We start from the raw sequence: 25864 nt of genomic DNA on the forward strand, positions 1-25864 counted from the left end.
GCTCGGATCGTCGCCGAGAGCCTGTACCGACAGGTGCAGATCTGGCCGCCCAGGCCGTCCGTCTCGACCGGGCAACGCTTGTCGGCTGGGTGAAGCGTGCGGCCCTAGTGGCTCAAGAGCCTCTATGAGCTCCAGCTCCGCACAATCCAAACCTCGCAAAGCTCCACGAACTCGATCCGTAGGCCTATCTGCCCGATGTGCTGGAGCGCATCGCCTCCGGTCAGACCAAGAGCACCGACTGCACGAACTTCTCCCCTGGAACTGGAAGGCAACCCGCGAGCTCAGCGCGCGGGGATCGCTGCATCAGCCCCGCCGTTGCCTAGGCTGCAGGCTCGTGCCGAGTAGCATACCGTCGCCACGAGTCTTCCCATGCTCGAACAGCGCGTGGATAAGTCTGCCAAACTAGCACTAGCTTGGCCAGCCGAGGAGATGATCAGAGATCACCTCGGCCGGAATACATTAGGCTGAGCACGCCATCATTTCTTGCGATACCAGTCCTGGACATTCCAGAGCTGCGTATCCCAGACATTGAGCGAGTAACCACCAAGCGAATTTGAGATCGGCGTCATGAAGCCGCGCCAGACCAACGGCACGAGTACGTAGCTGTCAACTGTGACCATATTGTTAAGTTGCTTGACGATGTCGCCCCGCCGTTCGGATCCCGCGGTGCGGCCAAGTTCGGTCACGAGCGCGTCGTAGTCCTTGTTGCAGTAACGTGGTATGTTCGTGGTTTGACCGCTACATACGTACTGTACGACGTAAGTACCCGGGTCGGTACCATTGAAGACGTCCGTGTACATCTCTATGTCAGCATAGAATTTAAGGTATGTATCGGGATTCCCAGGATCGCTGCTGAAGAACACGGATGGATTAACGTTCTTCAGCTCGACGTCGATGCCAATCTCACGCCACCACTGTTTCATGATCGCCTGGAACTGCTGCCGCACGGCGCTGGTCGAGGTCACAAAGGAGAGTTTCAGCTTCTTGCCCTCCTTTTCTCGAATCCCATCGGGGCTATCTTTCCAACCCGCTTGGTCAAGAAGTTTCTTCGCGCCGTCGGTATCCTGCTGGAGACAATCCTTGTTGCCGGCGGCGAACGTCGCGGGGGCAGGGATCCAATCGCAGGTCGGCTTGCCCATGAAACCATAGCCGATTTTTGCCAATGTCGTGCGATCGATAGCCATCGAAAGGGCTTTCCGAACGCGCAAGTCGCTGAGTATGGGATTCGGATGCTTAGTGTTTGATCGTTCGTCCGCTGGAAGGCTGGGCGATGGGTCAGTCAAGTTCAAATATAAGTTCTCGACCGACGTACCGAAGCGTACGATCGTCCTCCCCTTCCCGCTATCCTCCATTTTCTTCAAGACATCCGGGGCCACATTCGCTCCCCAGGCAAAGTCATACTCGCCCGTCTGCAACACAGCGCGAGCCGCGGCGAGCGGATCGCCTCCACCCTTAAAGTTGACTTCTGCGAAAGCCGGCTTCTCGGGGTCGCGATAGTTTCGATTGGCTTTAAGTAGGATGGTATCGTTCGGCTTAAAGTCCGCGACCACAAAGGGTCCGGTACCGATCGGCCTGAAATTGGCGTCGGTGCATGTGGGAGCCTTCGCACCCAGACATTCGGCGAACTGCGTTGCCTGGATGACGGGAGACCGCGCGCCGACGAAGGGGCCATATGGGACGGGCATCGGGCTCTTGAAGGTGATTTGCACGGTCAAATCATCCAATGCGTTTACCTTGTCCACGCCTTGAAATTGCTTTAGCTGTGCGCAGCCTCCCTTCGGGTCCAAGCAGTACTCTGCCGTGAACACAACGTCCCGCGCAGTAACTGGCGTTCCGTCGGACCATTTGAGACCGGCCTTCAGTTTCCAGGTGATCGATTTGAGATCTGTCGATATTCCGCCGTTCTCGATGGTAGGGATATCTGCTGCAAGTCGCGGGAACAGCTTGCCATCTTCGTTGTAGCCACCGAGGGGCTCGATTACCAGGGAAGCGGCGTTGAGTTCCTTGTCGCTGGCCGCGAGGTAAGGATTCATGATCGAGGGGGCCTGCGAGAACAAGATGTTCACCGTTCCATCGGCGCCCTGACCAGCGCACGTCGGCGTTGCGGCGAGTATTGTCGTCGTCCCGGCGACAACGAAGGATTTCAAGCTTGACATGTGTGTCTCTCCCATTTGTTAGCAATTGACGAGTCGCACGCGAATCGCCCGATCGTGCGCACCAAGGTGCAATCGACTGCCGCGCTCTCGATGATTCTGATGGACTCTGACGGACGGCGTTCCAACCAGATCGCGGAGGGACCAGAGCGTCATCGCTTTTTCTGGAAGGGCACGACGGGACGGCACTGTAAGTTCGATACCTGAAGAGACTTGGTCGGAATGCCGGGTCCGTCAATTATAGAACCGGTGTTGTGCGCGCAGTTAAGAACTCTTGGCTATGTAAACCCATTGGCCAGTATCTAGGTCCTCCCCAGCATGTACTTCAGTCCCCGTAAACCGAGACCTTCGAGTAAAGGTATCGAACCCAAATGCCTGAATTCCCTGATTTTGCGTTACGCAAGCCGAAATTCTGCGTACAGGTGCGCGACGCGTGCGCCAACCGCCTCGGATATCACGATCTGCAACGGCATTCCGAATGGAAAATGCTCCTAGGCAATGCGATTAGTAATCAGGCCCGGACAGTCACGAACGCGGGCACTGCTCGAATACCGATAATGTTCAAGCCAACTTTTTCCAGCTGCGTTCGACGCCGCAAGTAGCTCAAGTCTTTCGGGCCATTCAAACCTGCGCTGTCACAAACTCTTAAACTAGTAACACTGTTGCCGATCAATATTTGATCATCGAAGCCAAAAAACGAGCTGACGAAAAAGCACAAGGCATCGATCTGCTTGGGACATTCAGCATGGTGGATGCCGCCGAGCTCGGCAATTTGCAATGAGCGCGGACTCTTCGACTCCCTCAGCGCGAATACTGCAAATATTCACCATTCAGCGCAGCATTTCGACGAGCCAAGCCACAATTGCTTCATCTAGCGCCCCCTTTTTGATGATCAGGTCACCAAGTATATTGTGGTCATCACCAATTTTCGTCCATCTGGCGATCCAGTTTTGCCGAACCGTCGGCTCGCTGTTGTCCTCGATGGCTAAATTTTCCAGGAATGCCGCGGCAGCTCGTCTAACGGACGAAAGGTCGCGCCCCACATCCGGCCACGGAATATGCTCCATCCGATCCGCCCCCTAGGTGCTGCTCGCAACCTACAACTGCGGATTGCTCAGCTCGTCCAATCGCTTGCATGGAGACCCGTGTTCGTTCCGATTTCCTCAGGCTTCGACTTATCTCCTGTTACAAACATATTACGAGGCGACCAAAGTCAAAGTTCCTCGAATTGCACTGGCGCATCAGCGCTCTGACCGCGTTCGAAGTTGCGAGGCGGCTCGCTCATAATGATCGTCCAGAATCTAAAGAAGTATTAGCCCGAATTGATGCCGGGATTGAGAGGTTTCGATCCATCCAAAGAATCGAGCCAGTGAGGATTGCGTCGCTCTATCGTGCTGAATTTACGGCGTATCGGCTGCTCGCCGGTGCTCCCGATTCTCCTGCGCCAGCACCCATCTGCATCAGCAGGGAAGATGAATCTGGAGCGATACTACTCGCAAGACTCTTACCGTCAATCGTGGGGCGGGGCATATCGGTTCTTGTGATAACTCATAACGATGTCTTTACCCACCCGCGGGGAGAGTCGGAAGCCTTGCTCTCTTACTGTTTTGACAATCTCTCAGACCGACCTGATATTGATGCCGGGCGGATTGGCGTTTATGGGGAAGGATTGTCGGCTGCTCTCGCGAGTCAATTTGCCGCATGCGAAACGCGCGTTTCTGCTGCTGTTTGCGACGGTGGCCTTTGGAGCTGGGTTCGGGCTCTGGCATCTGTCGGTTGGATGACTAAGGGTGCAGGTGATGCAGTAGATGAGCTCGCGCCACGCCGCACGCACCTCATACGGCTACTGAAATGCCCTGTTCTCGTGCTTACCGGCGCAGATAATATCATCGATGTCTCGGACGCCCAAAAGTTGCAATCTGATTGCGCGACGGCCGGCATCGAAATCGAATTAGCTATTCCACGGATGATTAAGACGCCTTGGGGAGAGATCGAAGACTTCGTGAGGTCCGACAACCGGGTCTTCCGATGGTTGGAACACAAGCTCGCGCGCAATTCAGGCGCTTAGGCCTTATCTTTGGTCGTCCTTCCGACAAGGCTCACGGTGCAACTGATGCGTACTTGTCGGGCAGTCATCGATCTCGAGAATCGATGCCTACAACGGCCTGCATAAGGCCCACATAGCCGGCAAGATGGCCTTGCGGGATGTTCCCCGGCAGGACTGCACGACTAATGGAACGCCGCTGCCGGAGGATCATTGCCCCAAACGGCCGTCATCGCGAACATAGGTCCAGATCCGGCGATCCGGCCGGTGATAGTCTTCAATTTCGCCAGCACAAGCACCGTCGTGTCGTCGACATGGATGCGTTCGGCGCGCATGACATGGGCCGGATGGCCTCAACAATTTGGAGCGAGCGCCACCACCCAGGCACCGACGCGATCCGCCAGTTGAGACATCGATCTCGATTGCTTCGCGGGCAAAGGTCTTGCTCTGGCGGTTCAACGGCTGATGCAAGGAACTTGTTGACCAGCAAGATCGCCAGCAGGCTTGGTCCGGCAAAGCCACGCCGGATCGGATGCAAGGACGCCGGCGCCTTGGTAATCGCCTCGCAGTCCCGGCAGGAGAACTTCTCGCGGATGTGCTCGATGAGCTTCCAGCGCCGCGGCTCGCATTCAAGGGTCTTCGACACCGCCGCGCCCTGCTCGTGCAGCCGCTCGCTGCCGCATGCCACATAGTGATCCAGGTTCAGGCGCAAGCTTGTAGGACCTGCCAAGCCGAAGAGGTGAGAAGAGTCTGAAGACCGACTGGAAGTCAGACTGACTGATAGTACTCCGAGGACGGGAGAGCCGGCCACATGGGGAAGCGGTCAGCGGTAGTTGAATCGTTCTCGGGCGACATGGGCTCCATGCAACGGGAGTTGCGGCCTTCTATTCAAAGAGAAGATCAGCCGACCATGGAAACGAAACTTGAACAGATAGCAGTGAACCAACTGCCGAACAGCGTGGTGCGGGAAATCCGCACGCCACGTTGTGTGGGAGCCGGGGGCGGGCGACCGCCTCCGGCTCCCGGTGCGAGGAGAAATCCTTGTCCCTAGCGCGACCCTAAGGTCACACGCCTCGCGAAATACCACGCGTCAGACAAGACGGCGCTCGTCGGATGCGTACCCTACAACACGCCTATATTCAGTTTCTGATAAGCCAAACGACTGTTCCTGGCGATAAGAGCTAGTCGCTTATTCAGATAGGCGAGAGAGGCCTCATCCAGCCCGTCAAACATCGTGGAATTTAGCGCTTGTCTTTTGATCGACAAGTTTCCGATCTCCGCGCGCGCCTTTAGCGTCAAGGACATTTGGATGAACCGTGCATCATCGACCGAAATTGCGCGGTGTAAAAATCCCATCGCCTCCAACTTCTTCGTTTGGTTGCTCACAAACCCGGGATGGATCTTTAGCTTGTTTGCGACCGCTATTCCTGAGACGCCACGCCCCTCGTCGAGCTCGTCAATGGCCATCACGATCAACCATTGCGGCTCCGTGATACCGAGCATCTGAGCCCAACTCTTATGAATATCCCCAATCTGCGCGTGGATCTCGACAACGTGCCAGATGAATTCCCTAACCGCACTGTCTAATTGATCTTTTTCGGCCATGTTCGCTTTCCGCTGAACCCTTAGTTGTCGAATCGGGCGCGCAGCCAAGTGCGCAGAGGATGCTATGCATCTAGCCGTATCGCCTGCCTCAAAGAAGTGCGGATCAGACATAGCGGCGATGAGCGAAATCAATTGACTCATACGATTAATGTGAGTAACGATATTGCGGATCGTTCAGCTCTTAAGCTGCCGATCATAAATTCGAACCTCCAAGTCGAGCCCCCGAGATGCCCATCGGGGGCTCATTTATGTCGTTTTTGTCCTTTTTTCGCGGATCAGTAACGGCTTGTTGCCGAATTGCCACATTTATCGCGAAAGATATTACTAGTGTAAATTAACGAATTGCGACAAGTCATTTTTGGAATTAATGCTTGGTGGACAGCGAGGGGTGCCTCGAAGTCGTTCCGTCAAGCAGCCGCCCGTGGGGGAGAGGTCAGCAGCGGATCTTTGAAGGACGGAAACGACGTTTCCAACTTGGAGGGTTATCGATGAAACGGAAGACAATAGTGCTTGGTTCAGTGGCAATCCTGGCAAGCGCCGGGGCCCAAGCTGCTGACCTTCCCGTCAAGGCGAAGGCGATCGAGTACGTCAAAATCTGCTCGCTTTACGGCGCTGGGTTCTACTACATCCCGGGAACCGATACCTGCATCAAGCTCGGGGGATACCTCCGTGCCGAGGTTGCTCTGGGCACCAACGGTGTGTATGACGCAGCAAACTCGGGCGTGGGCGGCGCACGAAATCGCCTGAGCAACTACTACACGTCGAGGTCTCGCCAGGATCTGGGCATCGACACCCGGACCGCGACCGAGTACGGCGTCGTACGAAGCTATTTCGAGGGCGCGTTCAGCTGGACTGCGGGTGGCTACAATGGTGCAGGCACGACTGCTGTAAACGGCTTGACCTCCTATAGCGGTAGCGCCACCGGAACCAGCGGTTCTGGCTCAGTTGCTGGTGGCTCACTCGGCATCTACTACGCCTTCATCCAGTTCGCCGGTTTCACGATGGGTAAGGCGAGCTCGCAGTTTGCGACACCCTGGGCCAACTATCCCGGCCAAAGCTTCGACGGTCTGCCGGGCGGCGGCAGTTGGGAGCCCGTGAACCAGTTCACCTACACTGCTGATTTCGGCCAAGGCATCACGGCCTCCGTCTCGGCGCAGGACCAAGTGGGCCAGACCACGAGCTCCATCTGGAACATCAGCGGAGCGACGGCCGCCGGCATGGCCGCCGGGACATACGGTGCTAACGACATCGGCGGTTCGCGAACTCCGGATCTCATTGGTATGGTGCGTGTTGACCAGGCTTGGGGCCTCTTCCAAGCGTCAGTCGCCGCTCATGATAACCACGCTGCTTACTATGGCGCATCCGAGCTCACCGGCCATCCGAACGATAAATGGGGCTGGGCTGCTCAGTTGGGTCTATCTATCAAGAACATTCCGACGGGCGCCGGTGATACGATCAACCTACAGGGCGTCTATACTAATGGTGCAACCCGTTACAATTTCCAGCAGTATATGGGCACCCAATTCGCCATGTACGGCGGTAGCGGCCTCGCAGGTGCTTACCAAAGCCTTGGTATCGCCGGCGCTTCTGATTCGGTTTTTGTAACGGGCTCGGGCCAGGAGCTGACCACGACATTCGGCTTCAATGGTGCTTACACGCACAACTGGGACCCCCATTGGAACACCGCCATTTACGGTGCATGGGCTGGCGTGCGCTATAATGGCACGGCAAAGGGCTACATTTGCGGCGCCCTGGTCACTAACCTGGCTCTGACTGGTACTTGCAACCCCGATTTCAATTACGCGGTCGTTGGTACGAGGACGGCCTGGACGCCGGTCAAGAACCTCTCCTTCTTCGCCGATCTTGCTTACACGATGGTCGACCAGAAGTATGGCGGCGGAAGCACCGTAACGCTGCCGCTACAGTCGAATATCGCCAAGCCAGCCGGCGTCTACGAGCTCAAGAATCAGGGCAGCCTCACACTGCTGCTCCGTGCTCAGCGCGTCTTCTAAATTCAAAGTAGCAAAGGAGAAACGAACGGCTCTGTAATTAAAGTTAACCTCCAAGAAGGCCTCCGGCATGCCCGCCGGGGGCCTTTTAACAATGGAGCTCTCCTGCGAACCCTAACAAAAGGGAGCGCGGCGCGCTCGAAGCACCAAGCGCCATCGCCGCCACGCTCAACATCGTTTGAACGTGTTCCGATCGCCGTCTAAATCCAACTGAAACCTTCGAGGAGTGACCGCATGAATTCCGAGATCGGCGTTATGCCTGCGCTAGCAGGCTGTTGAAACGGCGCTCGCCGCGGACTGGCTGGCGACCGTGATTCATTGGCTCCGCCGAGATTGGGAGACGGTGCGTGCGCGGTGGCGACAAACGAACGGGGGAGCTGTTCAGGTACGTTGATCTGGAGGCGCGGATGTGGCGTGATCATCAGCCGCAGGCGATCCCGACGTGAACGAGGCACGTCGCCGATGGAGCGCAAGTTTGCCGCGCTCTATCTGCCTATTGGGCGGCCTCGATCCCGCCGGAGAAGCTGCTGCGGGCGATGCTGTTACAGGCGTATTATTCGATCTGCTCCGAGCGATTCCTGATGGAGCGGCTGGAATACGACCTGCTGTTCTGCTGGTTGTCGTCATCGGCGTTCGGTCTTTTCGATGAATCGCGACCGGCTGCTGGAAGGCGACATCCCGGCCAAGTTCCTGGCGGCGGTGCTGGCGCAGCCCAAGGTGAAGAAGCTTCTGTCGAGCGATCACTTCTCGGTCGACGGCAACCTGATCGAGGCCTGGGGCCTCGATGAAGAGCGTCAAGCCGAAGGATGGCCCCGGCGAGCCACCGGCCCAAGGAGGCGGGCGCAATGCCGATGCGGACTTCCACGGCCAGAAACGCTCCAGCGACACCCATGCTTCGACCACTGATCCGGACGCCAGGCTGTACCGCAAGGCAACGGCAATAGACGAAGCTGTGCTTCATTGGGCTGCGGCTGACGGAGAACGGCCACGGCCAGCCGGTCGACGCCTGCCTGACGCAGGCCGACGGGCATGCCTAGCGGGTGGCTGCGCTGCACTTGATCGAGCACCGTGCCGACTGGCCGACAGCGATCACGCTTGGCGCCGACAAAGCCTACGATGCAGAAGACTCCGTCAAAGAGCTACGCTCGATAATTCTTTTAACTCCCACAACTTCGGTCGCGGCTTTTCCAGTTGCACAACTGACTGGTCCACGCCTCCTTCGGGATGGATCGGCCGGATCGAGTTCTTGTATCCGTTCAACTTGTCATGGGATCCGGCCGCCAGCGTGCCGTGCGGTTTTACGGCGGCCGGGTCGCCTGTTGGCCTGCAGATCGTGATAACAGGTTCGACCATATGGGCGTGCTGCAGGCGTCGGCAGCACTCGAGCTGGCGCAGCCTTGGGAAGACAGAAGACAACCGCCCGCCGTGCGATTGACCGCGTCTCCGTTCCGGCTGGTCGAATAGCGGAGGTGAGCGGGGCTTAGGAGCGCGCCAGAGTGCGACACCGTCTGATCAAAGGCCAGCTCGTTGTCTGCCGGACTTTCCATTGTCGCGGAATGAGAAGTCGCAGGCGCGGCCGGCCAGTTCTGCGATGGCGGCCGTTAGCGCCGAAGGCCGATCATTCCGGTACATTGCGGCGTAAGGGATGGTCGGCAGAACGGGTCTGACCGGAATGATCTCAAGCTTCCTTTCGTCGACGAGGGGACGAAAGCATTGCCGCGGCAAGTAGCTCACGCCAATTCCGGCCGTCACCAGACCGACCACGGCCGTCAGGCTGTCGCAGGAGATCACGCGCTGGAACGCGACCCCGTTGGTCCGCAGCCATTTGTTCATGAGCAGACTCGACCCGGATCGGCTGCCCTGGGTCAGGATGGTGTGTTCGGCAAGATCTTCAAAGCTGAGAGCGCGGCGGGAAGATTTGATCATGCCCGGACGCGCGGTCCAGACGTTGGTGACCTGGGCAAGCCGAACCGAGGTAATCTCGGGGTCGGAAAAGGCTTCCGGAATGACGATGAGATCGGTCGTGCCATCGAGCAGCCGATCATAGAGGTTGCGGCTCATGTCGACTTCCGGCTCGAGGATCATCGTTGGATACTCGTCTCGAATGGCGGAAACCAGTCGCGGAAGCCAGGTCAGGGCGGCCATCTCCGTGACACCCAGGCGAAGGCGCCTGGCGGGCGCGAGTTTGGCATCCTTGAGCTCGACAATCCGTTGCTGGATGTCGAGCATGTTGCGGCCCAAGGTCAGGAGCTGTTCTCCCTGTTCGGTCAGGCGGGCTCCGCGCTGGTTGCGGTCGAACAGGGCCAAACCCGTCGAGGCTTCGAGCTCCTGGATCCGCTTGGAGATGCCTGATTGCGTCGTGTTGAGCTTCGCCGCGGCGCGCTCGAACGTGCCGAGCTGAGCGATCCAGTGCAGTGCTTCAAGTTGCTTCAGCGTGACGACCATCAGCAGTCCGGCCTGTGATTAGGTGGTCCGCGCAAGGCTCGGCCACATTCAAAAAAGAGATGCATTGAGATGATATTTTATCTGTTTTTTGAATTGCAATCCAGCCCTACGGTTCCTCGGAGTACAAATTGGGTCCCTCAGGAGACGATCTATGTCGTTGAAGCTGGCCGAACGCGTCGCCACGCTGAAGCCGTCTGCAAGCATCGCAGCAAAGAAGAAGGTCACGGAGCTGCTGGCGGCCGGCCGCAGCGTGATCGACTTCACGATCGGAGAGCCCGACCTCGATACGCCTGGCCATATCGTCGAGGCGGCGATCGCCGCGATGCAAAGGGGAGATACCCATTACACCGCGACACCAGGAACGCCCGCGCTTCGCGAGGCGATCTGCGCCAAGCTGGAGCGGGAGAACGGATTACATTATAGCCCCGATCACGTGGTAGTTGGCTGCGGCGCCAAGCAGCTCATCTTCGAGGCGTTCGCTGCCACCCTGACCAAGGGTGACGAAGTTATCGTTCCCGCGCCGTACTGGGTCTCCTATCCGGATATCGTCAGCCTCAACGAAGGAGCACCCGTCATCGTCGAGTGCGGCGAAAACGTCGCCTTCAAGCTGACGCCGGCCGCGCTCGATGCCGCCATCACGCCGCGCACGCGCTGGGTCATCCTCAATTCGCCGAATAATCCGACCGGTGCAGTCTATTCGCGCGATGAACTGAAGGAATTGACCGCCGTGTTGAGGCGCCATCCACATGTTTGGCTGATGACCGACGAGATCTACGAGCACCTAGTCTATGATGGCCAGACTGCCGTCAACGCTCTTCAGGTCGCCCCAGATCTTGCGGATCGAGCCTTGATCGTCAACGGCCTGTCAAAGGCCTACGCCATGACCGGGTGGCGTATCGGATATGCGGCGGGTCACAAGGACCTGATCAACGCCATCGCCAAGCTGCTCGGTCAGAGCACCACCTGTCCGAGTTCGATCAGTCAAGCCGCTGCTATAGCCGCTCTCACCGGTGACCAATCCTGCGTCAAAGAGGCCAGGGCGCGCTATGAGATGCGACGCGGGCGCATGATTGAGCTATTGGACGGGACACCGGGCCTGCGGATCGGCAAGCCGGATGGCGCTTTCTACCTTTATCCGTCAGTCGCAGGTCTGATCGGCCGCACGACAAGTTCAGGACAGATCTTAAAGAGTGATCTCCACGTTGCGCTCTATCTGCTGGACGCCGCGAACGTCGCGGTGCTGGACGGCACGTCCTACGGCCTGTCTCCTTACCTTCGACTTTGCTTTGCAACGTCCATGGGCGCGATCGAGCTAGGCTGTGCCAACATTCGAAGGGCTTGCGAAGCCCTTTTCTGACGATGCACCAAGCTATTGACGAAACGATTTGGACGCTCTGGACGGAGGCTCCGTACCACAAATGATTGAACCGCAGCAGAACCCCTGTGCGCCGTCAGCCGACCCTGCCTTGATCGAGGCGTTCAAGACAGTGGCCACATCGATCATCAGCGACAATCTCGGTCGTCTACCAGGGGCAACTGGTCTGACGCCCTTCCATCGCGGCGGCCCGATGGCGGGAACGGCCGTGACCGTACGCACCGCGGCGGGAGACAATCTGTCCATTCACAAAGCCCTGGACCTGATCCGCCCCGGCGATGTCTTGGTAGTCGATGGCGGTGGTGACGTCTCGCGAGCTTTGATCGGCGAGATCATGCTGCTAATCGCCACGAGCCGCAATGCCGCCGGTCTTGTCATTGACGGTGCAATCCGCGATACGGGCGCGATTGCCAAATCCGACCTGCCGGTGTTTGCGCGAGCTGCGAACCACCGTGGGCCTTACAAAAATGGCCCGGGCCACATCAATGTTCCGGTTTGTGTCGGCGGCCTCGCCGTGGCGCCAGGCGATGTCGTGATCGGCGATGAGGATGGCGTCGTCAGCTTCCCTCAGGCCATTGCGGCCGACCTGCTCGGAATGGTGCGCCGCCAGGAGAAGCGCGAGGCCGAGATCATGCAGAGTATCCGAGAAGGGCGATACACCGGGGTCTATGGCAAACCTCAAGCGGGCTAACGCTTGATCCGGACCCGGTTGCTATGCGCGCCTTGTATCATCCTTGGCCCATAGAGCTCTAGCGGACGACATCGCAGGAAAACCAAGACGCCGCTGCAGAATGTATGGCGTCGTCCGACAATCTAATACGACGGAAAACATTTCAAGCTGTTTGTGCTTAGTACGTTCGAGTGCGGCATGTCTGTTTCTTCTCCATGCGGAGCAGTAATGAGGGGCAAAAAGATGAGGAAGATATAACTTCATGAAGGGTCGTAACATCGATCCGCCGGAATGGGCGATTCGTTGCGATCTGGCGGCGGCATACCGCCTGATCGCCTATTTTGGAATGGACGATCTAATCTACACTCATCTTTCCGCTCGGTTGCCAGACAAAGAGCACCGATTTCTGCTCAATCCTTACGGTCTGATGTTCGACGAGATCACCGCATCCAGTCTGGTCGTGGTCGATCCCGAGGGCCAGGCCATCGAGGCGGAGGAGAAATCAAAAATCAACAATGCAGGCTTTACCATTCACTCGGCCGTGCACATGAACCGCGAGGATGCGATGTGCGTGATGCACACTCACACCATCGCGGGAATGGCCGTTGCGGCACAGCAACAAGGGCTATTGCCACTGAACCAAATGTCCATGGAGTTCTATAGCCGGCTCTCCTACCACGAGTTCGAAGGAATTGCACTCGACCTTGACGAGCGGAAGCGACTGGTGAGAGATCTAGGCAACAACAACGCGATGATCCTCAAACATCACGGCCTTCTGACAACTGGCCGGACAATCGCGGAAGCTTTCTATAATATGTACTACTTGAACCAGGCGTGCAGGATTCAAATCGCTGCCATCCAGGGTGGACAGAAGGCCGAGCTCCCGCCGGGCGAGGTGGCCGAGCACACAGCGCAGCAGTTCGAGCAAACCTCCAACACTCGAGGGCAACGTCCTTGGGCGGCGCTGCGCCGTATGCTGGACCGTGTTAGCCCAGGGTACGCGAGCTGATCCGCGGTCGTCGCAACACCGTGATTCTGACAAGTTCGGCCTATTGCCGCCTCACCCCCTACTTCTGAGACAGCCGCGCTTGTGCGCGCAATTGTGCCGCCGTGGCACCGAACGATCGAAATCGGCGAGACGAGCCTTCTCCAGCTCTGGCCGCAACCGGTCGGATTTCGTCGAAATCGGCCCTGCGGCGCAGGATTTATGTGCAATCGCGGGACGGATTGCGCTAATCGATACCAAACAGCCGATAGAGTAGAGAAAGATAATCTGCCGAGCGGCGGCTTGAACCAGCAAGTCCGCATGAACAAAGGGCTTCGAAGTGGACTCTGAGACCATCGGCTTTATGCCGGCTGTTAAGCTCGCGGAGTTGATCCGTCGCAGAAAGATTTCGCCGGTCGAGTATTTGCGTGGCCTGCTGTCTCGCATTGCCACGCTTGGCCCCAAGGTGAACGCTTTCGCCTACCTTGCCGCAGATCGCGCAATGGATGATGCGAAAAAGGCGGAGCTCGCCGTGATGAGGGGTGAGCAAGTCGGGCGCCTGCATGGCGTTCCCGTGACCCTCAAAGACCTACTGATGACCAAGGATATGCCGACCCAATATGGCAGTAAGATCTTCGCGGGCAATCAGCCGGACGAGGACGCGCCAGTGGTGTCGCGTCTGGTCGCGGAGGGGGCGATCATGCTCGGAAAGACAACCACGTCGGAGTTCGGCATGGGGAGCCCAGGCATCTCCCGAAGTCCGCTTACCGGTATCACCAGCAACCCCTGGAAGCTTGGCTACAACGCGGGGGCCTCCTCGGGGGGGGCAGCGGCCGCCGCGGCTGCTGGGTTTGGGCCGTTACACCAGGGAGGCGACGGCGGCGGCTCCATTCGTCTTCCTGCGCATTTCTGCGGTGTGTTCGGACTGAAGCCGAGCTTTGGCAGAGTGCCGTTCTATCCCGTCTCCATAGGTGGTCACATCGGGCCGATAACACGTACTGTCGCCGACGCAGCGTTGATGCTCGAGGCGATGGCTGGCCCTCATTTTCTTGATCACACCACCCTTGAAGGGAAGCCTGACAATTATGTGAATCGTTTGCGTGAAGGCATAAGGGGCAAGCGCATAGCCTACAGCCCCAATCTCGGTGTGGCCAGTGTGGATCCCGAGGTCGCGGAGCTTGCCCAGTCCGCCGTACGACGCTTCACCGAACTCGGGGCAGTCGTCGAGGAAGTACCGACCCCTTGGGCTAAGGAGGGGCCAGAGCTATTCCGTTTCTTTTGGTCTGCGGCAATGACGAAATACGCCCAGTATCTTCCCGAATGGCAGCTGGACATGGAGCCTGGCTTCGTTGACTCCATCAAGCAGTCAGGCAGTATTCCGCTCTCGCGCTACAATGAAATGCGCAAGCGCGAAATGGTATATGTCGCAAACATCCATCGATGGTTCCAGGATTGGGACTTTCTGTTGACTCCGTCGGCCCCAATTGCTTCTGGCGCGCTTGAGAAATTGCTGCCCGATCTCGCTTGGGTCGACTTTTTCTACCCCTTTAACATGTCTTGGAATCCGGCCGCGAGTGTGCCTTGCGGCTTCACTCAGGATGGGCTGCCCGTCGGTCTACAGATCGTCGGAAAGCGCTTCGATGATCTTGGCGTGTTGCAGGCCTCGGCAGCATTCGAAGAGCTGCAGCCGTGGGCCGAAAAGCGTCCGCGGCTCTAAGCTCTAACAAGACCGGCATCTGCCGTAACGACAAAGAGCGCAACCAGGAGGAAGCGTCATGGAAGAGGTTGCGCCGGCTGCATTGGCTGGCAACGTCCTTGCGCCACCGGGACAGGACCGGCTCGGCGCCAACTCTAGTTTCGATGCGGGTGGCCTGCAGGCCTCGCTCCAGGCTGGCAATTTGGATCCAGTCCTGGAGGTTTCCGACTTGCGAACAGTCTTCAGATCACGCGATCGATCGATTTATGCGGTCAACGGCGTAAGTTTTCACCTGAATCGCGGTGAGCTTCTGGGCGTGGTGGGTGAAAGCGGGTCAGGCAAGAGCGTGACTATGATGTCGCTCATGCGGCTCCTACCTACACCGCCTGCCGAAATTGTGTCCAAAAGGATACGTCTTGCTGGTCGGGATCTCTTGGCACTCAATCCGCGCGAAATGCGAAACATCCGCGGTGGCGAAATCGGGTTTGTGTTTCAAGACCCCATGACCTCTCTCAATCCGGTGTTGACCGTCGGCTATCAGGTCATGGAACCACTTCGCAAACACCTCGGATTAGGCCGAAGCGAAGCGCGCAAACGTGCAATCGAGCTGCTTTCGTTAGTCGGCATACCCTCGCCGCAGGAAAGAATCAAAAACTATCCCCATCAATTTTCAGGCGGCATGCGTCAGCGGGTTATGATTGCTATCGCGCTTGCCTGCGATCCGAAGGTTCTCATTGCCGATGAGCCGACAACTGCGCTGGACGTCACGATCCAGGCCCAGATACTGGAGCTCATCAAGAAGCTGCGCCAGGAGATCGGCATGAGTATCATCTGGATCACACACGATCTCGGAGTGGTAGCGGGCATTGCCGACCGGGTGATGGTGATGTACGGCGGACTCGTCGTCGAGTGCGCCACGGTCGATGATCTCTATGCAAAGCCAAGTCATCCATACACGCGCGCGCTTTTGCAGACGTTGCCGAGGGCAGACATGGCACAGCGCGAACGACTAAAGAGTGTCCAAGGTCAGCCCCCGCATATTACGGCCTTTCCGACAAGCTGTCCGTTTGCGCCGCGATGTCCGCACGTCTTCGATCGATGCCGCCGCGAGAAGCCTCCGCTGATGCCTTTGAGCGATGGTCACGTTGCCGCTTGTTGGTGGGACATAGATGCGCGGAGGCCGCGCCATGATGCCTGAGCTGAGTGGCAAGCCTAAAGAACTGCAGACGAGCCGGAATAGCGTCCTACTTCAGGTTAGCAACCTGACTTTGCATTTCAAGATCTATCAGGGGCTCTTAGGGCGCCAAGTTGGTGCCATCAGAGCGCTGGACGGCGTCAATCTGGAAGTCAGGCGCGGGCGGACGCTCGGACTAGTCGGTGAGAGCGGTTGTGGCAAGTCGACGGCCGGGCGGGCCATTCTGCGTCTCTACGAGCCAACCGCTGGGAGCATCATTTTCGAGGGCCAAGATATCACGCATCTGCACGGCAATATGCTCCGCCGGATCCGGCCTCGAATGCAGATGATATTCCAGGATCCGCAGGCTTGTCTGAACCCGCGCATGACTGTGGGTTCAATCATCGCTGAACCACTCAGTGAACACGGAGTGCTGAAGCGAAGTGAAAAGGAGGATCGGGTACGCGAGCTGCTCGGCTCCGTCGGGCTTAATCCAAAATTCGCTGATCGCTACCCGCACGAGTTCTCTGGTGGCCAACGCCAACGGATCGGTATCGCCCGAGCACTTGCGCTCAACCCGGACTTCATTGTTTGCGATGAGCCGATTGCCGCTCTGGATGTATCAATTCAGGCCCAGGTCGTGAATTTGTTGGAGGATTTGCAGGACAAGTTCTCTCTGACATACCTTTTCATCAGCCACGATCTCTCGATGGTTCGTTACATATGTGACGATGTCGCAGTGATGTATCTGGGTAAAGTCGTCGAATTTGCATCACGCGATCTCATTTACAGAGATCCGCTGCATCCATATACGAAGGCGCTGCTCGCAGCGGTGCCGGTGCCTGATCCAAAAGTCGAACGTGCTCGCCGGCATGTGCTGCTGAAGGGCGAATTACCGAGCCCTGTAAATCCGCCGTCCGGATGTCGGTTTCGTACTCGCTGTCCGCTCGCATTCGACCGATGCGCAGCAGAGCAACCTGTATGGCGAAAGATTGCTGGCGAGCGGTGGGTTGCTTGCCATCGCGTGGAGTAAGAGACGGCGATCAAGATCGGAGACTGAGCGGTCCAATCCTTCATAAAGTAAATATAGGGGAGCAAAATCAACGTGCTGAACTCGAATTTATTCCTGGTCGCGGGGACCGCGATAACTCTCATGTCGGCTCCAGCCTTGGCGGGTCGTGGTACTGACGGTACCGTCAAGATCGTATTCGCGCAGGCGGTATCTATCCTCAACCCTTATCTCTCAGGAGGAGAGAAGGAGGTTCAGGCTGCCTCACTCGTGCTTGAGCCACTCGCCGGCTACGACGAGAACGGCAAGCTGTTCCCGCGGCTGGCGGCGGATATCCCGAGTATCCAGAATGGCGGAGTATCGCCGGACCTCAAGTCGATCACCTGGAAACTGAAGGCTGGTCTCAAATGGTCCGACGGCACCCCAGTCACAGCACGTGACGTTGTATTCACGGCAGAGTACTGCATGCATCCGAAGGCTGGTTGCGCAAAACTTAGCTCGTTCCAAGGCGTGGATAAGGTTGAATCCCTCGATGATTTGACCGTCAGGGTCTCATTCAAGGAGACAATGGCAGTTCCTTACGGTCCCTTCGTTAGCGCGCGCGCTCCAATTATCCAAGCTAAGCAATTCGCAGAGTGCTTGGGCGCGAAGGCTCCCACATGCACCCAAGCCAATTTCAGTCCAGTTGGTACTGGGCCATTTGTCGTCACTTCATTCAGGCCGAACGACGCAATTCAATTGACAGCGAACGCGAACTACCGTGACCCTGACAAGCCTGCCTTTGCGGAAGTGAACGTGAAAGGCGGAGGTGATTCGGTTTCAGCCGCACGCGCCGTGTTGCAGACAGGCGAGTATGATCTCGCGTGGGATGCGGGAATCGCTCCCGACGTGCTGAAGAAGATGGAGCAAGCGGGGAAGGGCAAGGTGCTCGTTAGCTTTGGGTCGCTTGTCGAACACCTGGTCATGAACCTGACCGATGCCTCGCCTGATCTTCCGTCAGACGAACGCTCGACTTCCATGCATCCCAATCCCATCCTTAGCGACGTTCGCGTGCGAAAGGCGCTGTCGATGGCGATTGACCGCGGAACATTGACAAAGATTGGATACGATTTTCTCGGAAAGCCGACCTGCGACTGGATCACGGCACCGGCAAGATACGCGGCAGGCAATACGGAGTGCCTGAAGCAGGACATTGACGGCGCAAAGCAGCTTCTCAATGAGGCTGGTTGGAGAGTGGGGAGCGAGGGCATTCGAGAGCGGGACGGAAAGAAGCTGAAGCTGTCCTTCATGACATCGACCAACCCCGTGCGCCAGCAGTTCCAAGCCATTATTAAGCAATGGTGGCAGCAAATCGGCGTCGACGTTGAGCTGAAAAACGTCAGTTCAACCGTCTTCTTCGGCAGCGACATCGGCAGTCCTGACACGATACAGAAATTCTATGCAGACGTCCAGATGTGGACGAACGACTTCAATGGGACCGATCCCGGCGCATATGCTGCGAACAACACGTGTGAGAAGGCTCCGCGGCCTGCCAGCCAATGGCAAGGCACGAATTATTCGCGCTACTGCGATAAGAACTACGACGCCTTGGTTACTGAGCTTAGCCATACAGGCGATTCCAAGCAGCGCGGCGTGATTTTCAAAAAGCTCAACAACATGCTGACAGTGGAGAGCTACACCTTCGTGCCTTTGGTCTGGCGCGGCACTGTCACCCCGATTTCCAATTCGCTAGGCGGATACGCCCACAGTGTCTGGGACGGCCAGCTCTGGAATGCCCAAGATTGGTATCGCAAGAGGTGATGCAGGGTGCGCAATGTCAAGCGCGCGCCGTGTTCGCAACTCGTTTCGTATTCCTCAAGTCGGCCTTGATCTCGGTCGGCAGCGGTAGGCGTGATCAATGCTCAACTATGCTATTCGACGGCTGCTTCTCGCAGTTCCGACCTTGCTCTTGATTAGTCTGATAATCTTCTCGCTGCTGAAGTTGGCGCCTGGCGATCCACTATCGGACGTTCCACTGAGCATCCCGCCAGAGGTGCGCGAGAAGATGCGCATCGCGCTCGGCGCGAACCAGCCGCTGACCGTACAGTATCTCCTGTGGCTGAAGCAGTTTTTCGTAGTCGAACCATTGCACTGGGTTGACATTCTGTTCGGAACTCATCTCTCCGACGGAATGCAACGCATCTTATCCTGGCAGACCCGCAGCCCAGTCTTCGACATCGTGGGCCAGCGCCTTCCTCAGACTCTCTGGGTCGTTGGCCTCGCCTATATCATCGGGGTGCTGATTGCCCTGCCTATCGGCATTGTGTCGGCCTACAAGCACTACTCGGTCTTTGATCAAATCGGGACGTTCCTCTCGATGGTCGGTCTCGCGATTCCGTCCTTCTTTTCCGGCGTACTTGCCATTCTGGTATTCTCTGTCTTGCTCGGCTGGTTTCCGTCGATCTACAACACCTACTTGGAAGTCAACAGCTGGAGCAGTTTCGTCGAGCAACTCCGTCAGATGGTGATGCCGGTGATGGTACTGGCAATACAGACGACGGCCCACATCAGTCGCTATGCGCGTTCGTCGATGCTCGACAATCTTGGCCAAGATTATGTCCGCACCGCTCGTGCCAAAGGCATGGGCGAAGCAGCCGTCGTCTTCATCCACGTCCTTCGCAATTCAATGATTCCCGTTGTTACCGTGATCGCGCTTGGGCTTCCCGCCATCTTTGGCGGGGCGATCGTGACTGAACAGATTTTTGGCGTGAACGGTATTGGGCAGCTCCTGATTACCTCGATCATCGGCAACGACATCCCCACTGTTCAGACCCTGGCGTTTATCTTTGCCGCGCTGATCGTCATGTTCAACCTGATCGCCGACCTGCTCTACGGCGTGCTCGATCCGAGGATTCGGTATGAGTGAACTACTTCACCAAAAAGAACGGACACCGCTAGAGGGACAGTTGCCAGAAATTGATGCGCCTGAGGCGGCGGCGCGGAATCCCTGGTGGGACGTCTTGGAGCAATTCAAAACTCACAAGGGGGCGTTAGCTGGCGCGGCCATCTTCTTGCTAATTTTTATCGGCGTGGTCTTTGGTCCCTACGTCTGGCCGTTGAGCTCCAGCTATATCGACTTTACGGCGTTAAACGTGGGACCAAGTTGGCCTCACCCCCTTGGTACTGACCAGCTTGGGCGCGATCTTCTAGCTAGGATGATGGTGGGAGGGCGCATTTCAATCGCCGTCGGACTCACAGCGATGATCATTTCGATCCTCCTTGGCACGCTCGTGGGCTCGCTCGCGGGCTTCTTCCGGGCTCTCGATGGACCGCTGATGCGAGCGACCGAGCTGTTTCTAGCTTTGCCGGTGCTGCCCCTACTTCTGGTGATGGTGATGCTTTTTCGGGACGCATTGGCCAACTTTCTCGGCATGAATATGGGAATGTTCATCTTGATCGTGTCGGCCATTGGCGTGACAAGCTGGATGCATGCTGCGCGTGTCGTACGCAGTGAAGTGTTGGTTATCAAACAGCGCGAATTCGTTTTGGCCTCCCGAAGCATTGGAACGCCGGCGCGCCGCATCATGTTACGTCATGTGCTGCCAAATGTCTTATCTCCCGTGATTGTCTCCGCCACGCTCGGCATCGCCACCGCCATCATTGGCGAAAGTACGCTTTCGTTTCTAGGTTTGGGCTTTCCGCCGGATTTTCCGACCTGGGGCAGATTGCTCTACGATGGTCTTGATCACTTGCAGGACTCTCCGCAGCTCGTCTTGTGGCCAGGAATCGCCATTTCGCTCACGGTACTCAGCGTAACTTACATAGGGGACGGTCTGAGGGATGCCCTCGATCCGCGACTGCGGCGCTGAGCGCCCCCCTAGAATCCGCAATTCTGGCTAGGATTATGCAAGCCCCATAATCGGTGCGCGCTGGCGACCGTTGTGTTGTCGGACCTAAACTCGGTCGAGTTAAGAGCGACTTGGATCGCTGCTATTCGCAATTCAAATGTTGGCGGTCCTGTGCTCGATATTCCACGCAGCAGCGAATAGCTGGCCACTGTGAAATTCCGGAGCTGGACAGAGATCGATTATTCTATTTCCGCCGCTCGCAAAGCGACCTGCAAGAAGTGTGTAAGCAACTCCTGGCCGTGATCCGTGATGATTGATTCTGGTTGACACTGAAGAACGCAAGTTGGTTCGTAACGATGTTCGAAGCCCATAGTCTCACCTTCGTCCGAACGCACCGTGACAGTGAGATGCGGCGCGGAGGAAGAATCCAACTCAACGACAAGCGAGTGGTAGCGCCCCAACGAATACGGGGAGCGTAGTCCTTGGAATAGCCCCAGGCCGCTATGTGCGACCTACGAACACCGGCCGTGCATAGGGCGATGTGCGCGTACGACCCGTACACCGAAAACGCTCGCAATAAACTGGTCCAAGGCAGATATCAAGAATTGGAGTTTGGCCGGAGAGCTCGCGGACAGCGACGGTAGAGGCCTGTATTAGAGTGCGCGGGCCGGGGGAGATGACTGGAGCAGATTCTCATCAGACACGATCATAACCCGCTGCGGCGAAGAAGTTCAGGCACTCTTGGGCGGTGAAAGCGATAGCGTTGTCTAAAGCCTCGATTGATCTGGCAGCGGCCTTTTGAAGGGCACCTTTGAAGCTTCGCGAAGGCCATTTCCATCGGATTGAGGTCGGGCGAATAGGGCGGCAGATAGAGGAGCTGGGCGCCCGCGGCGTCGATTGCGATGCCGACCTGAGACCGCTTGTGTGCTGCGAGATTGTCCATCACCACGATGTCGCCGGGCCTGAGTGTCGGCACGAAGACTTGCGTCACGTAAGCCTCGAATGCCGGACAATCCATGGAGCCGTCAAGGACCATCGCGCAGTCATGCCGGTCCCTCTGAGCGCGCGGACTTAGGTCGTCGTCTTCCGGTGACTATGCGGGAGCGCTGAGATCCAGTGCTGGCCTACGGCGAACGGCCATAGCGCTGCGCCGCCTTGGTCGAGGCCTCCGTCTCATCGATGAACACCAACATGGATGCCGATCTCGGGCTGAGATGCCTTCCACGTCGCGCGTTCAGCCGCGACGTCCGGCCGAACCTGTTCGCTGGCGTGCGACGTGGTTTTGAACGTGATGTTGCGGCGCTCGAAGAATCGCCAGACCACGCTCGGCACGAAGCGCTCGCCGTGGAGTTTGAAGAGATGGTCAGCGATCTCGCCATCGTCATGTCAGGCGTAGCCTTGACCAGGGAGAGGATCTCCGCAGCATGACCCTCGATCCGAGCTGGACGCCGGTCTCCGCCCTGCGCTCCCGCCTCACAGGCGCCGGTGCTTCGCCACTCGCTGACCAGTTCGATCGCTGTCGATGGCGCCACGCCGAACCGGCTGGCGGCGCCCCGACAGCTCATGCCTTCATCTTCCACAGCCCGAATAATGCAAAGGCGAAGGTCCGTCGGGAGCGGTTTAGCCATGGGAGCTGGCCTCCATCACCAGCCCTCAGGGTAAATCGCGATTCGCCTCGCCAGGGAATCCTCTCCGATTCCGCCAGGTCGGAAAATACTCTCTAGCGCGCCTGGCTTGAGTGCAACAAGCTCAGGAACGGTGATTGCGTCAATTCGGATCACTTCCGTTGCTGTCTTGCATGCGAATAGCAATTAAAGAGTACGAAACGTACAATGTCAGCCAATTGACGTACGAAACGTACTCTTGTGATGTGCTAGGAGCACGCTTTCCAATCATGCGTCGCCTTGGTTCGTTCCGTACTGACTTGGTCGCCGATAGCGGACGTAAATCTGTCACCTTGCCGACACGAGGGCCAAGAGGCCGGCCCAACGCGTGTTCTCCGGTTCACTTGCCGTTCAAGGTCGGGCTTCGGTCGAACGCTGGTGATCCAAACGAACGACTGAGTTGTGGCCCGATCTTCGCAGCGAGGGGACGGAATCGGATGAAGTACGTTGCTTGGCGTGACGTGAAGAACAATCTTTGGTCTATACGGCAACGCGCCGAGTTGTTCCTTGACGGTTTCGCTGACGGCAGCTTCGGCGGGGCAATGGAACGGCACAACTGCTTTGCGCAATGGACATGTATCGGCGATGCACACCGTGCTCTTGCTGACCTCAATAGCAAAAGAGGAGAAGTCGATGAGGCGACTGAGGCGTGGCTTTGCGCGCTAACCGCCTTCGAAGTTGCCAGACGACTTGTTGACGAAGACGATCCACAAATCGAAGACATTTCCTCAAGAGTCAAGTCTGTCATTCTGGCGATCAATCTATCCCTGAAGCAAAAATTAGAGCGAGTGCAGATTTCGTGTTGCGATCAGGCCGAGGTTCATGGCTACTACGTTTCCGCCGGTACTCCTGATGTCTGCGCTCCGGCAGTCATTTGCATCGGCAGCAAACAAGAAACCGATACAATACTCCTCGGAAGATTATTGCCGGCGGTCGTCGGAAAAGACATGTCGGTCCTCGTCGTCTCTCATGCCGCCTTCTCGGATCGGTCGCGCCTTGAATCGGAAATTTTATTGTCTTGCTGCTTAGATTTCCTATCGTCTCGGCCGAACGTTGATCCCGGACGGATTGGCGTCTTTGGCGAAGGCTTGTCGGCTGCTTTAGCTACTACCTTTGCCGCTTCCGACCGCCGCGTTGCTGCAGCGGTTTGCGACGGCGGTCTTTGGAATTGGGCGCAAGCTCTGGCATCGGTTGGCTGGAGAAGCGCGGCTGCAGATCTACCTGGTGAGGAGTTGAATTCGGAACGCCGCTTGCGTTTGGTCCGGCAATTGAGATGTCCGGTTCTCGTGGTTGCTGGTGGGCGTGGGATTGTTAGCGTGTCGGAGGCGACCAAACTTCAAGCTGAATCCAGGGCCGTAGGAATCGACCTGGAGTTAGCCATCCACCCGATGGCTCATACCACCATTGGGGAGATGGAAAATTTCGTGACCTCCGACAATCGCATCATTGGATGGCTCGAGCATAAGCTCGCATACCCTCAGATCGCACTGTTGGAGCAGGCGAGAAGATCGTCAAATCGTAAAACCTGATATGTTACAGAAAAGAGAAAAGAGAGGGGACCTCATGAACAGGCGGGAACTAGCGAGATCGATGTTGGCAGCCGGAATGGGTGCTGCCCCGCTGACAATCGCAGCGGGTCCGGCAGCGCATGCGCAGACTCAAGCACGATCTGGAACCGGAAATAATCTGGAGCGGATTCTTTCTAGCAAAAAACTGCGTGTTGCAGGAATTGTGGGAGAGGAGCCGAATTATAGCAAAGATATAGTTACAGGATCTTGGAGCGGGTTCTGCATTGATATGGCTAAGAATATGGCCGACGAGCTGGGGGTCGATCTAGAGGTTCTGGAAACCACTTGGGGTAATTCGATATTGGACCTGCAGTCTGATAAGATTGATATCTCTTTCGGCCTGACACCGACGCCGAAGCGTGCTCTTGTTACCGATTTTTCGCGTCCGATGTACTACAATACGTTCTGTGTAGTGGCGAAGAAGGGTTTCTCGGCTAGCACCTGGGACGATCTAAACAATCCAAAGGTTACAATCGCGGTAGATATCGGCTCCTCACACGAGGCGGTAGCTCGACGTTTTGCCAAGAACGCCAACATTTTAGCTTTCAAGACTCGCGACGAAGCAGTTCTCGCTGTCGCATCGGGCCGTGCGGATTGCTTTGTGTGTACGGTGTTTCTGGGATTGATCTCGAAGAAGAAAAACCCGCAACTGGGGAGTTTCATCATGCCGCGCCCGTATGTTGAGACCCTCGTGTCTGCCGCCCTCCAGTACGACCTCGACGGCAGATTTCGTGATTTCGTGAATACTTGGTGCGACTTCAATCGCAGCGCGGGACAAGTAAGAGAATGGGTGATCGCTAATTTGGCCAAAGTCGGGCTTGAGCCAGGAGACATCCCAGCCGAGGTACGGTTCTGAGGCATTGCACGGACCGCATTTGCGCCGGGCTCAGTAAGAGCCTCGCTGTGGGAGCGTAATGCTCCGAGCAAAGTGTTTCTGTATCGCGGGGAAAATAAGTTGTCCTACGACTGGCAGTTTGGCTTTCTTTGGCAGTATCACCAAATAATACTGAGGGGGCTCGCCCTCACAATCTTGTTTGCGCTCGGTACAAATATAGCTGGCCTAGTACTTGGCTTGGTTGTCGGCCTTCTTCGCCAATTTGGAAATACCTTCGTCGCGGCTATTCCGTTAGCATACATCGAGTTCTTTAGATGTACTCCTCTATTGGTGCAGCTGGTTTGGATATACTATGCGCTCCCGGTTCTTCTAGGAATAGAGATATCCGCGTATGCGGCGGCTGGGTTAGCGCTGTCGTGACCTGCCCCTGCCGATTTCCTCCAGTTGAAGTTAGAGTCCGGCCTTCTGAAGGACGGACAAATGAAGCGAGCCAGGTTTACGGAAGAGCAGATTATAGGCGTGCTGCGCGAGCATGAGGCCGGTGCGAAGACGGCCGATTTGGCACGCAGGCACGGCGTCTCGGAAGCGACGCTTTACAACTGGAAGTCCAAATTCGGCGGTATGGACGTCTCGGAGGCCAAGCGGCTACGGCAGCTTGAGGACGAGAACGCCAAGCTGAAGAAGCTGTTGGCCGAGCAGATGCTGGATGCGGCAGCGCTGCGTGAGCTTCTTTCAAAAAATGTATGACCCGCCCCGCCCGTGCAAGGTCGTTTAATGAGGACGATGCAGTCTGCACAAATGTATC

Annotated in this window: 20 protein-coding genes and 4 pseudogenes; 16 read left to right on the top strand and 8 right to left on the bottom strand. The window is 57.1% G+C overall.

Annotated features, from left to right (window positions below):
- Window positions 1-476: 476 nt before the first annotated feature.
- Together QRQ56_RS35325 and QRQ56_RS35330 are read right to left on the bottom strand one after the other, a co-directional pair.
- Window positions 477-2156: a peptide ABC transporter substrate-binding protein gene (locus tag QRQ56_RS35325; protein ID WP_438746118.1), complete on the bottom strand. Its 1680-nt coding sequence runs from the start codon at window positions 2154-2156 to the stop codon at window positions 477-479.
- Window positions 2157-2983: 827 nt separating this feature from the next.
- Complete coding sequence (locus tag QRQ56_RS35330; protein ID WP_438746120.1) at window positions 2984-3220, bottom strand: hypothetical protein; 237 nt, start codon at window positions 3218-3220, stop codon at window positions 2984-2986.
- A gap of 302 nt (window positions 3221-3522) precedes the next feature.
- On the opposite strand from QRQ56_RS35330, the gene QRQ56_RS35335 reads away from it, so the two are divergent.
- A complete protein-coding gene (locus QRQ56_RS35335) occupies window positions 3523-4221 on the top strand; it encodes an alpha/beta hydrolase family protein (protein WP_438746122.1) in 699 nt (232 codons plus the stop codon).
- Window positions 4222-4315: 94 nt separating this feature from the next.
- Here the strand turns inward: QRQ56_RS35335 and QRQ56_RS35340 are convergent.
- Window positions 4316-4879, bottom strand: a pseudogene (locus tag QRQ56_RS35340) (IS66 family transposase); the annotation flags it as partial.
- Between the two features lie 440 nt (window positions 4880-5319).
- The gene (locus tag QRQ56_RS35345; protein WP_438746124.1) at window positions 5320-5802 is read right to left on the bottom strand and encodes a MarR family winged helix-turn-helix transcriptional regulator; all 483 of its coding nucleotides are present in this window, start codon (window positions 5800-5802) and stop codon (window positions 5320-5322) included.
- Window positions 5803-6290: 488 nt separating this feature from the next.
- On the opposite strand from QRQ56_RS35345, the gene QRQ56_RS35350 reads away from it, so the two are divergent.
- A complete protein-coding gene (locus QRQ56_RS35350) occupies window positions 6291-7814 on the top strand; it encodes a porin (RefSeq protein ID WP_438746126.1) in 1524 nt (507 codons plus the stop codon).
- Between the two features lie 344 nt (window positions 7815-8158).
- Window positions 8159-8962: pseudogene (locus QRQ56_RS35355) on the top strand (transposase); the annotation flags it as partial.
- On the opposite strand, the gene QRQ56_RS35360 reads toward QRQ56_RS35355, so the two are convergent.
- Window positions 8943-9164, bottom strand: a complete 222-nt coding sequence (locus QRQ56_RS35360) for a hypothetical protein (RefSeq protein WP_438746165.1) — start codon at window positions 9162-9164, stop codon at window positions 8943-8945. The pseudogene QRQ56_RS35355 and the gene QRQ56_RS35360 overlap by 20 nt on opposite strands.
- A gap of 159 nt (window positions 9165-9323) precedes the next feature.
- Entirely contained in the window at window positions 9324-10256 is a 933-nt protein-coding gene (locus QRQ56_RS35365; RefSeq protein WP_438746128.1) for a LysR family transcriptional regulator, read from the bottom strand.
- A gap of 151 nt (window positions 10257-10407) precedes the next feature.
- On the opposite strand from QRQ56_RS35365, the gene QRQ56_RS35370 reads away from it, so the two are divergent.
- The 9 genes from QRQ56_RS35370 to QRQ56_RS35410 all read left to right on the top strand — a co-directional run bounded on the left by QRQ56_RS35370 (window position 10408) and on the right by QRQ56_RS35410 (window position 21013).
- Window positions 10408-11613 (top strand): aminotransferase class I/II-fold pyridoxal phosphate-dependent enzyme, encoded by a 1206-nt coding sequence (locus QRQ56_RS35370; RefSeq protein ID WP_438746129.1) that lies wholly within the window; start codon window positions 10408-10410, stop codon window positions 11611-11613.
- Between the two features lie 61 nt (window positions 11614-11674).
- Window positions 11675-12322, top strand: coding sequence for an RraA family protein (locus QRQ56_RS35375; RefSeq protein WP_438746130.1), 648 nt, complete (start codon window positions 11675-11677; stop codon window positions 12320-12322).
- 241 nt (window positions 12323-12563) lie between these two features.
- Window positions 12564-13310 (top strand): class II aldolase/adducin family protein, encoded by a 747-nt coding sequence (locus QRQ56_RS35380; RefSeq protein ID WP_438746132.1) that lies wholly within the window; start codon window positions 12564-12566, stop codon window positions 13308-13310.
- Window positions 13311-13626: 316 nt separating this feature from the next.
- Window positions 13627-15003 carry an amidase gene (locus QRQ56_RS35385; RefSeq protein ID WP_438746134.1) on the top strand — a complete coding sequence of 459 codons (1377 nt, stop codon included), beginning with the start codon at window positions 13627-13629 and terminating at the stop codon, window positions 15001-15003.
- A 58-nt stretch (window positions 15004-15061) separates the two neighbouring features.
- Window positions 15062-16180 (top strand): ABC transporter ATP-binding protein, encoded by a 1119-nt coding sequence (locus QRQ56_RS35390; protein ID WP_438746135.1) that lies wholly within the window; start codon window positions 15062-15064, stop codon window positions 16178-16180.
- A complete protein-coding gene (locus tag QRQ56_RS35395) occupies window positions 16170-17189 on the top strand; it encodes an ABC transporter ATP-binding protein (RefSeq protein ID WP_438746137.1) in 1020 nt (339 codons plus the stop codon). The genes QRQ56_RS35390 and QRQ56_RS35395 overlap by 11 nt, the downstream gene beginning before the upstream one ends.
- A gap of 120 nt (window positions 17190-17309) precedes the next feature.
- Window positions 17310-18965, top strand: coding sequence for a peptide ABC transporter substrate-binding protein (locus tag QRQ56_RS35400; RefSeq protein WP_438746139.1), 1656 nt, complete (start codon window positions 17310-17312; stop codon window positions 18963-18965).
- Between the two features lie 97 nt (window positions 18966-19062).
- Entirely contained in the window at window positions 19063-20070 is a 1008-nt protein-coding gene (locus QRQ56_RS35405; protein WP_438746141.1) for an ABC transporter permease, read from the top strand.
- Window positions 20063-21013, top strand: a complete 951-nt coding sequence (locus tag QRQ56_RS35410) for an ABC transporter permease (protein WP_438746143.1) — start codon at window positions 20063-20065, stop codon at window positions 21011-21013. The genes QRQ56_RS35405 and QRQ56_RS35410 overlap by 8 nt, the downstream gene beginning before the upstream one ends.
- A gap of 218 nt (window positions 21014-21231) precedes the next feature.
- Here the strand turns inward: QRQ56_RS35410 and QRQ56_RS35415 are convergent, their stop codons facing one another.
- Both QRQ56_RS35415 and QRQ56_RS35420 read right to left on the bottom strand, forming a co-directional pair.
- Entirely contained in the window at window positions 21232-21453 is a 222-nt protein-coding gene (locus tag QRQ56_RS35415) for a glutamine amidotransferase-related protein (protein WP_438746145.1), read from the bottom strand.
- Window positions 21454-21688: 235 nt separating this feature from the next.
- Window positions 21689-22620 (bottom strand): annotated as a pseudogene (locus tag QRQ56_RS35420) (IS630 family transposase).
- A 473-nt stretch (window positions 22621-23093) separates the two neighbouring features.
- On the opposite strand from QRQ56_RS35420, the gene QRQ56_RS35425 reads away from it, so the two are divergent.
- The 4 genes and pseudogenes from QRQ56_RS35425 to QRQ56_RS35440 form a co-directional block, all read left to right on the top strand.
- On the top strand, window positions 23094-24185 hold the full coding sequence (locus QRQ56_RS35425) for an alpha/beta hydrolase family protein (protein ID WP_438746147.1): 1092 nt from the start codon (window positions 23094-23096) through the stop codon (window positions 24183-24185).
- A gap of 61 nt (window positions 24186-24246) precedes the next feature.
- A complete protein-coding gene (locus QRQ56_RS35430) occupies window positions 24247-25080 on the top strand; it encodes a transporter substrate-binding domain-containing protein (RefSeq protein ID WP_438746149.1) in 834 nt (277 codons plus the stop codon).
- A 72-nt stretch (window positions 25081-25152) separates the two neighbouring features.
- Window positions 25153-25479 carry an ABC transporter permease subunit gene (locus tag QRQ56_RS35435; protein ID WP_438746151.1) on the top strand — a complete coding sequence of 109 codons (327 nt, stop codon included), beginning with the start codon at window positions 25153-25155 and terminating at the stop codon, window positions 25477-25479.
- Between the two features lie 60 nt (window positions 25480-25539).
- A pseudogene (locus QRQ56_RS35440) lies at window positions 25540-25803 on the top strand (transposase); the annotation flags it as partial.
- Window positions 25804-25864: the final 61 nt, after the last annotated feature.

Origin of the sequence: Bradyrhizobium sp. U531 (assembly GCF_051710265.1) — a bacterium.
Taxonomy (GTDB): domain Bacteria; phylum Pseudomonadota; class Alphaproteobacteria; order Rhizobiales; family Xanthobacteraceae; genus Bradyrhizobium.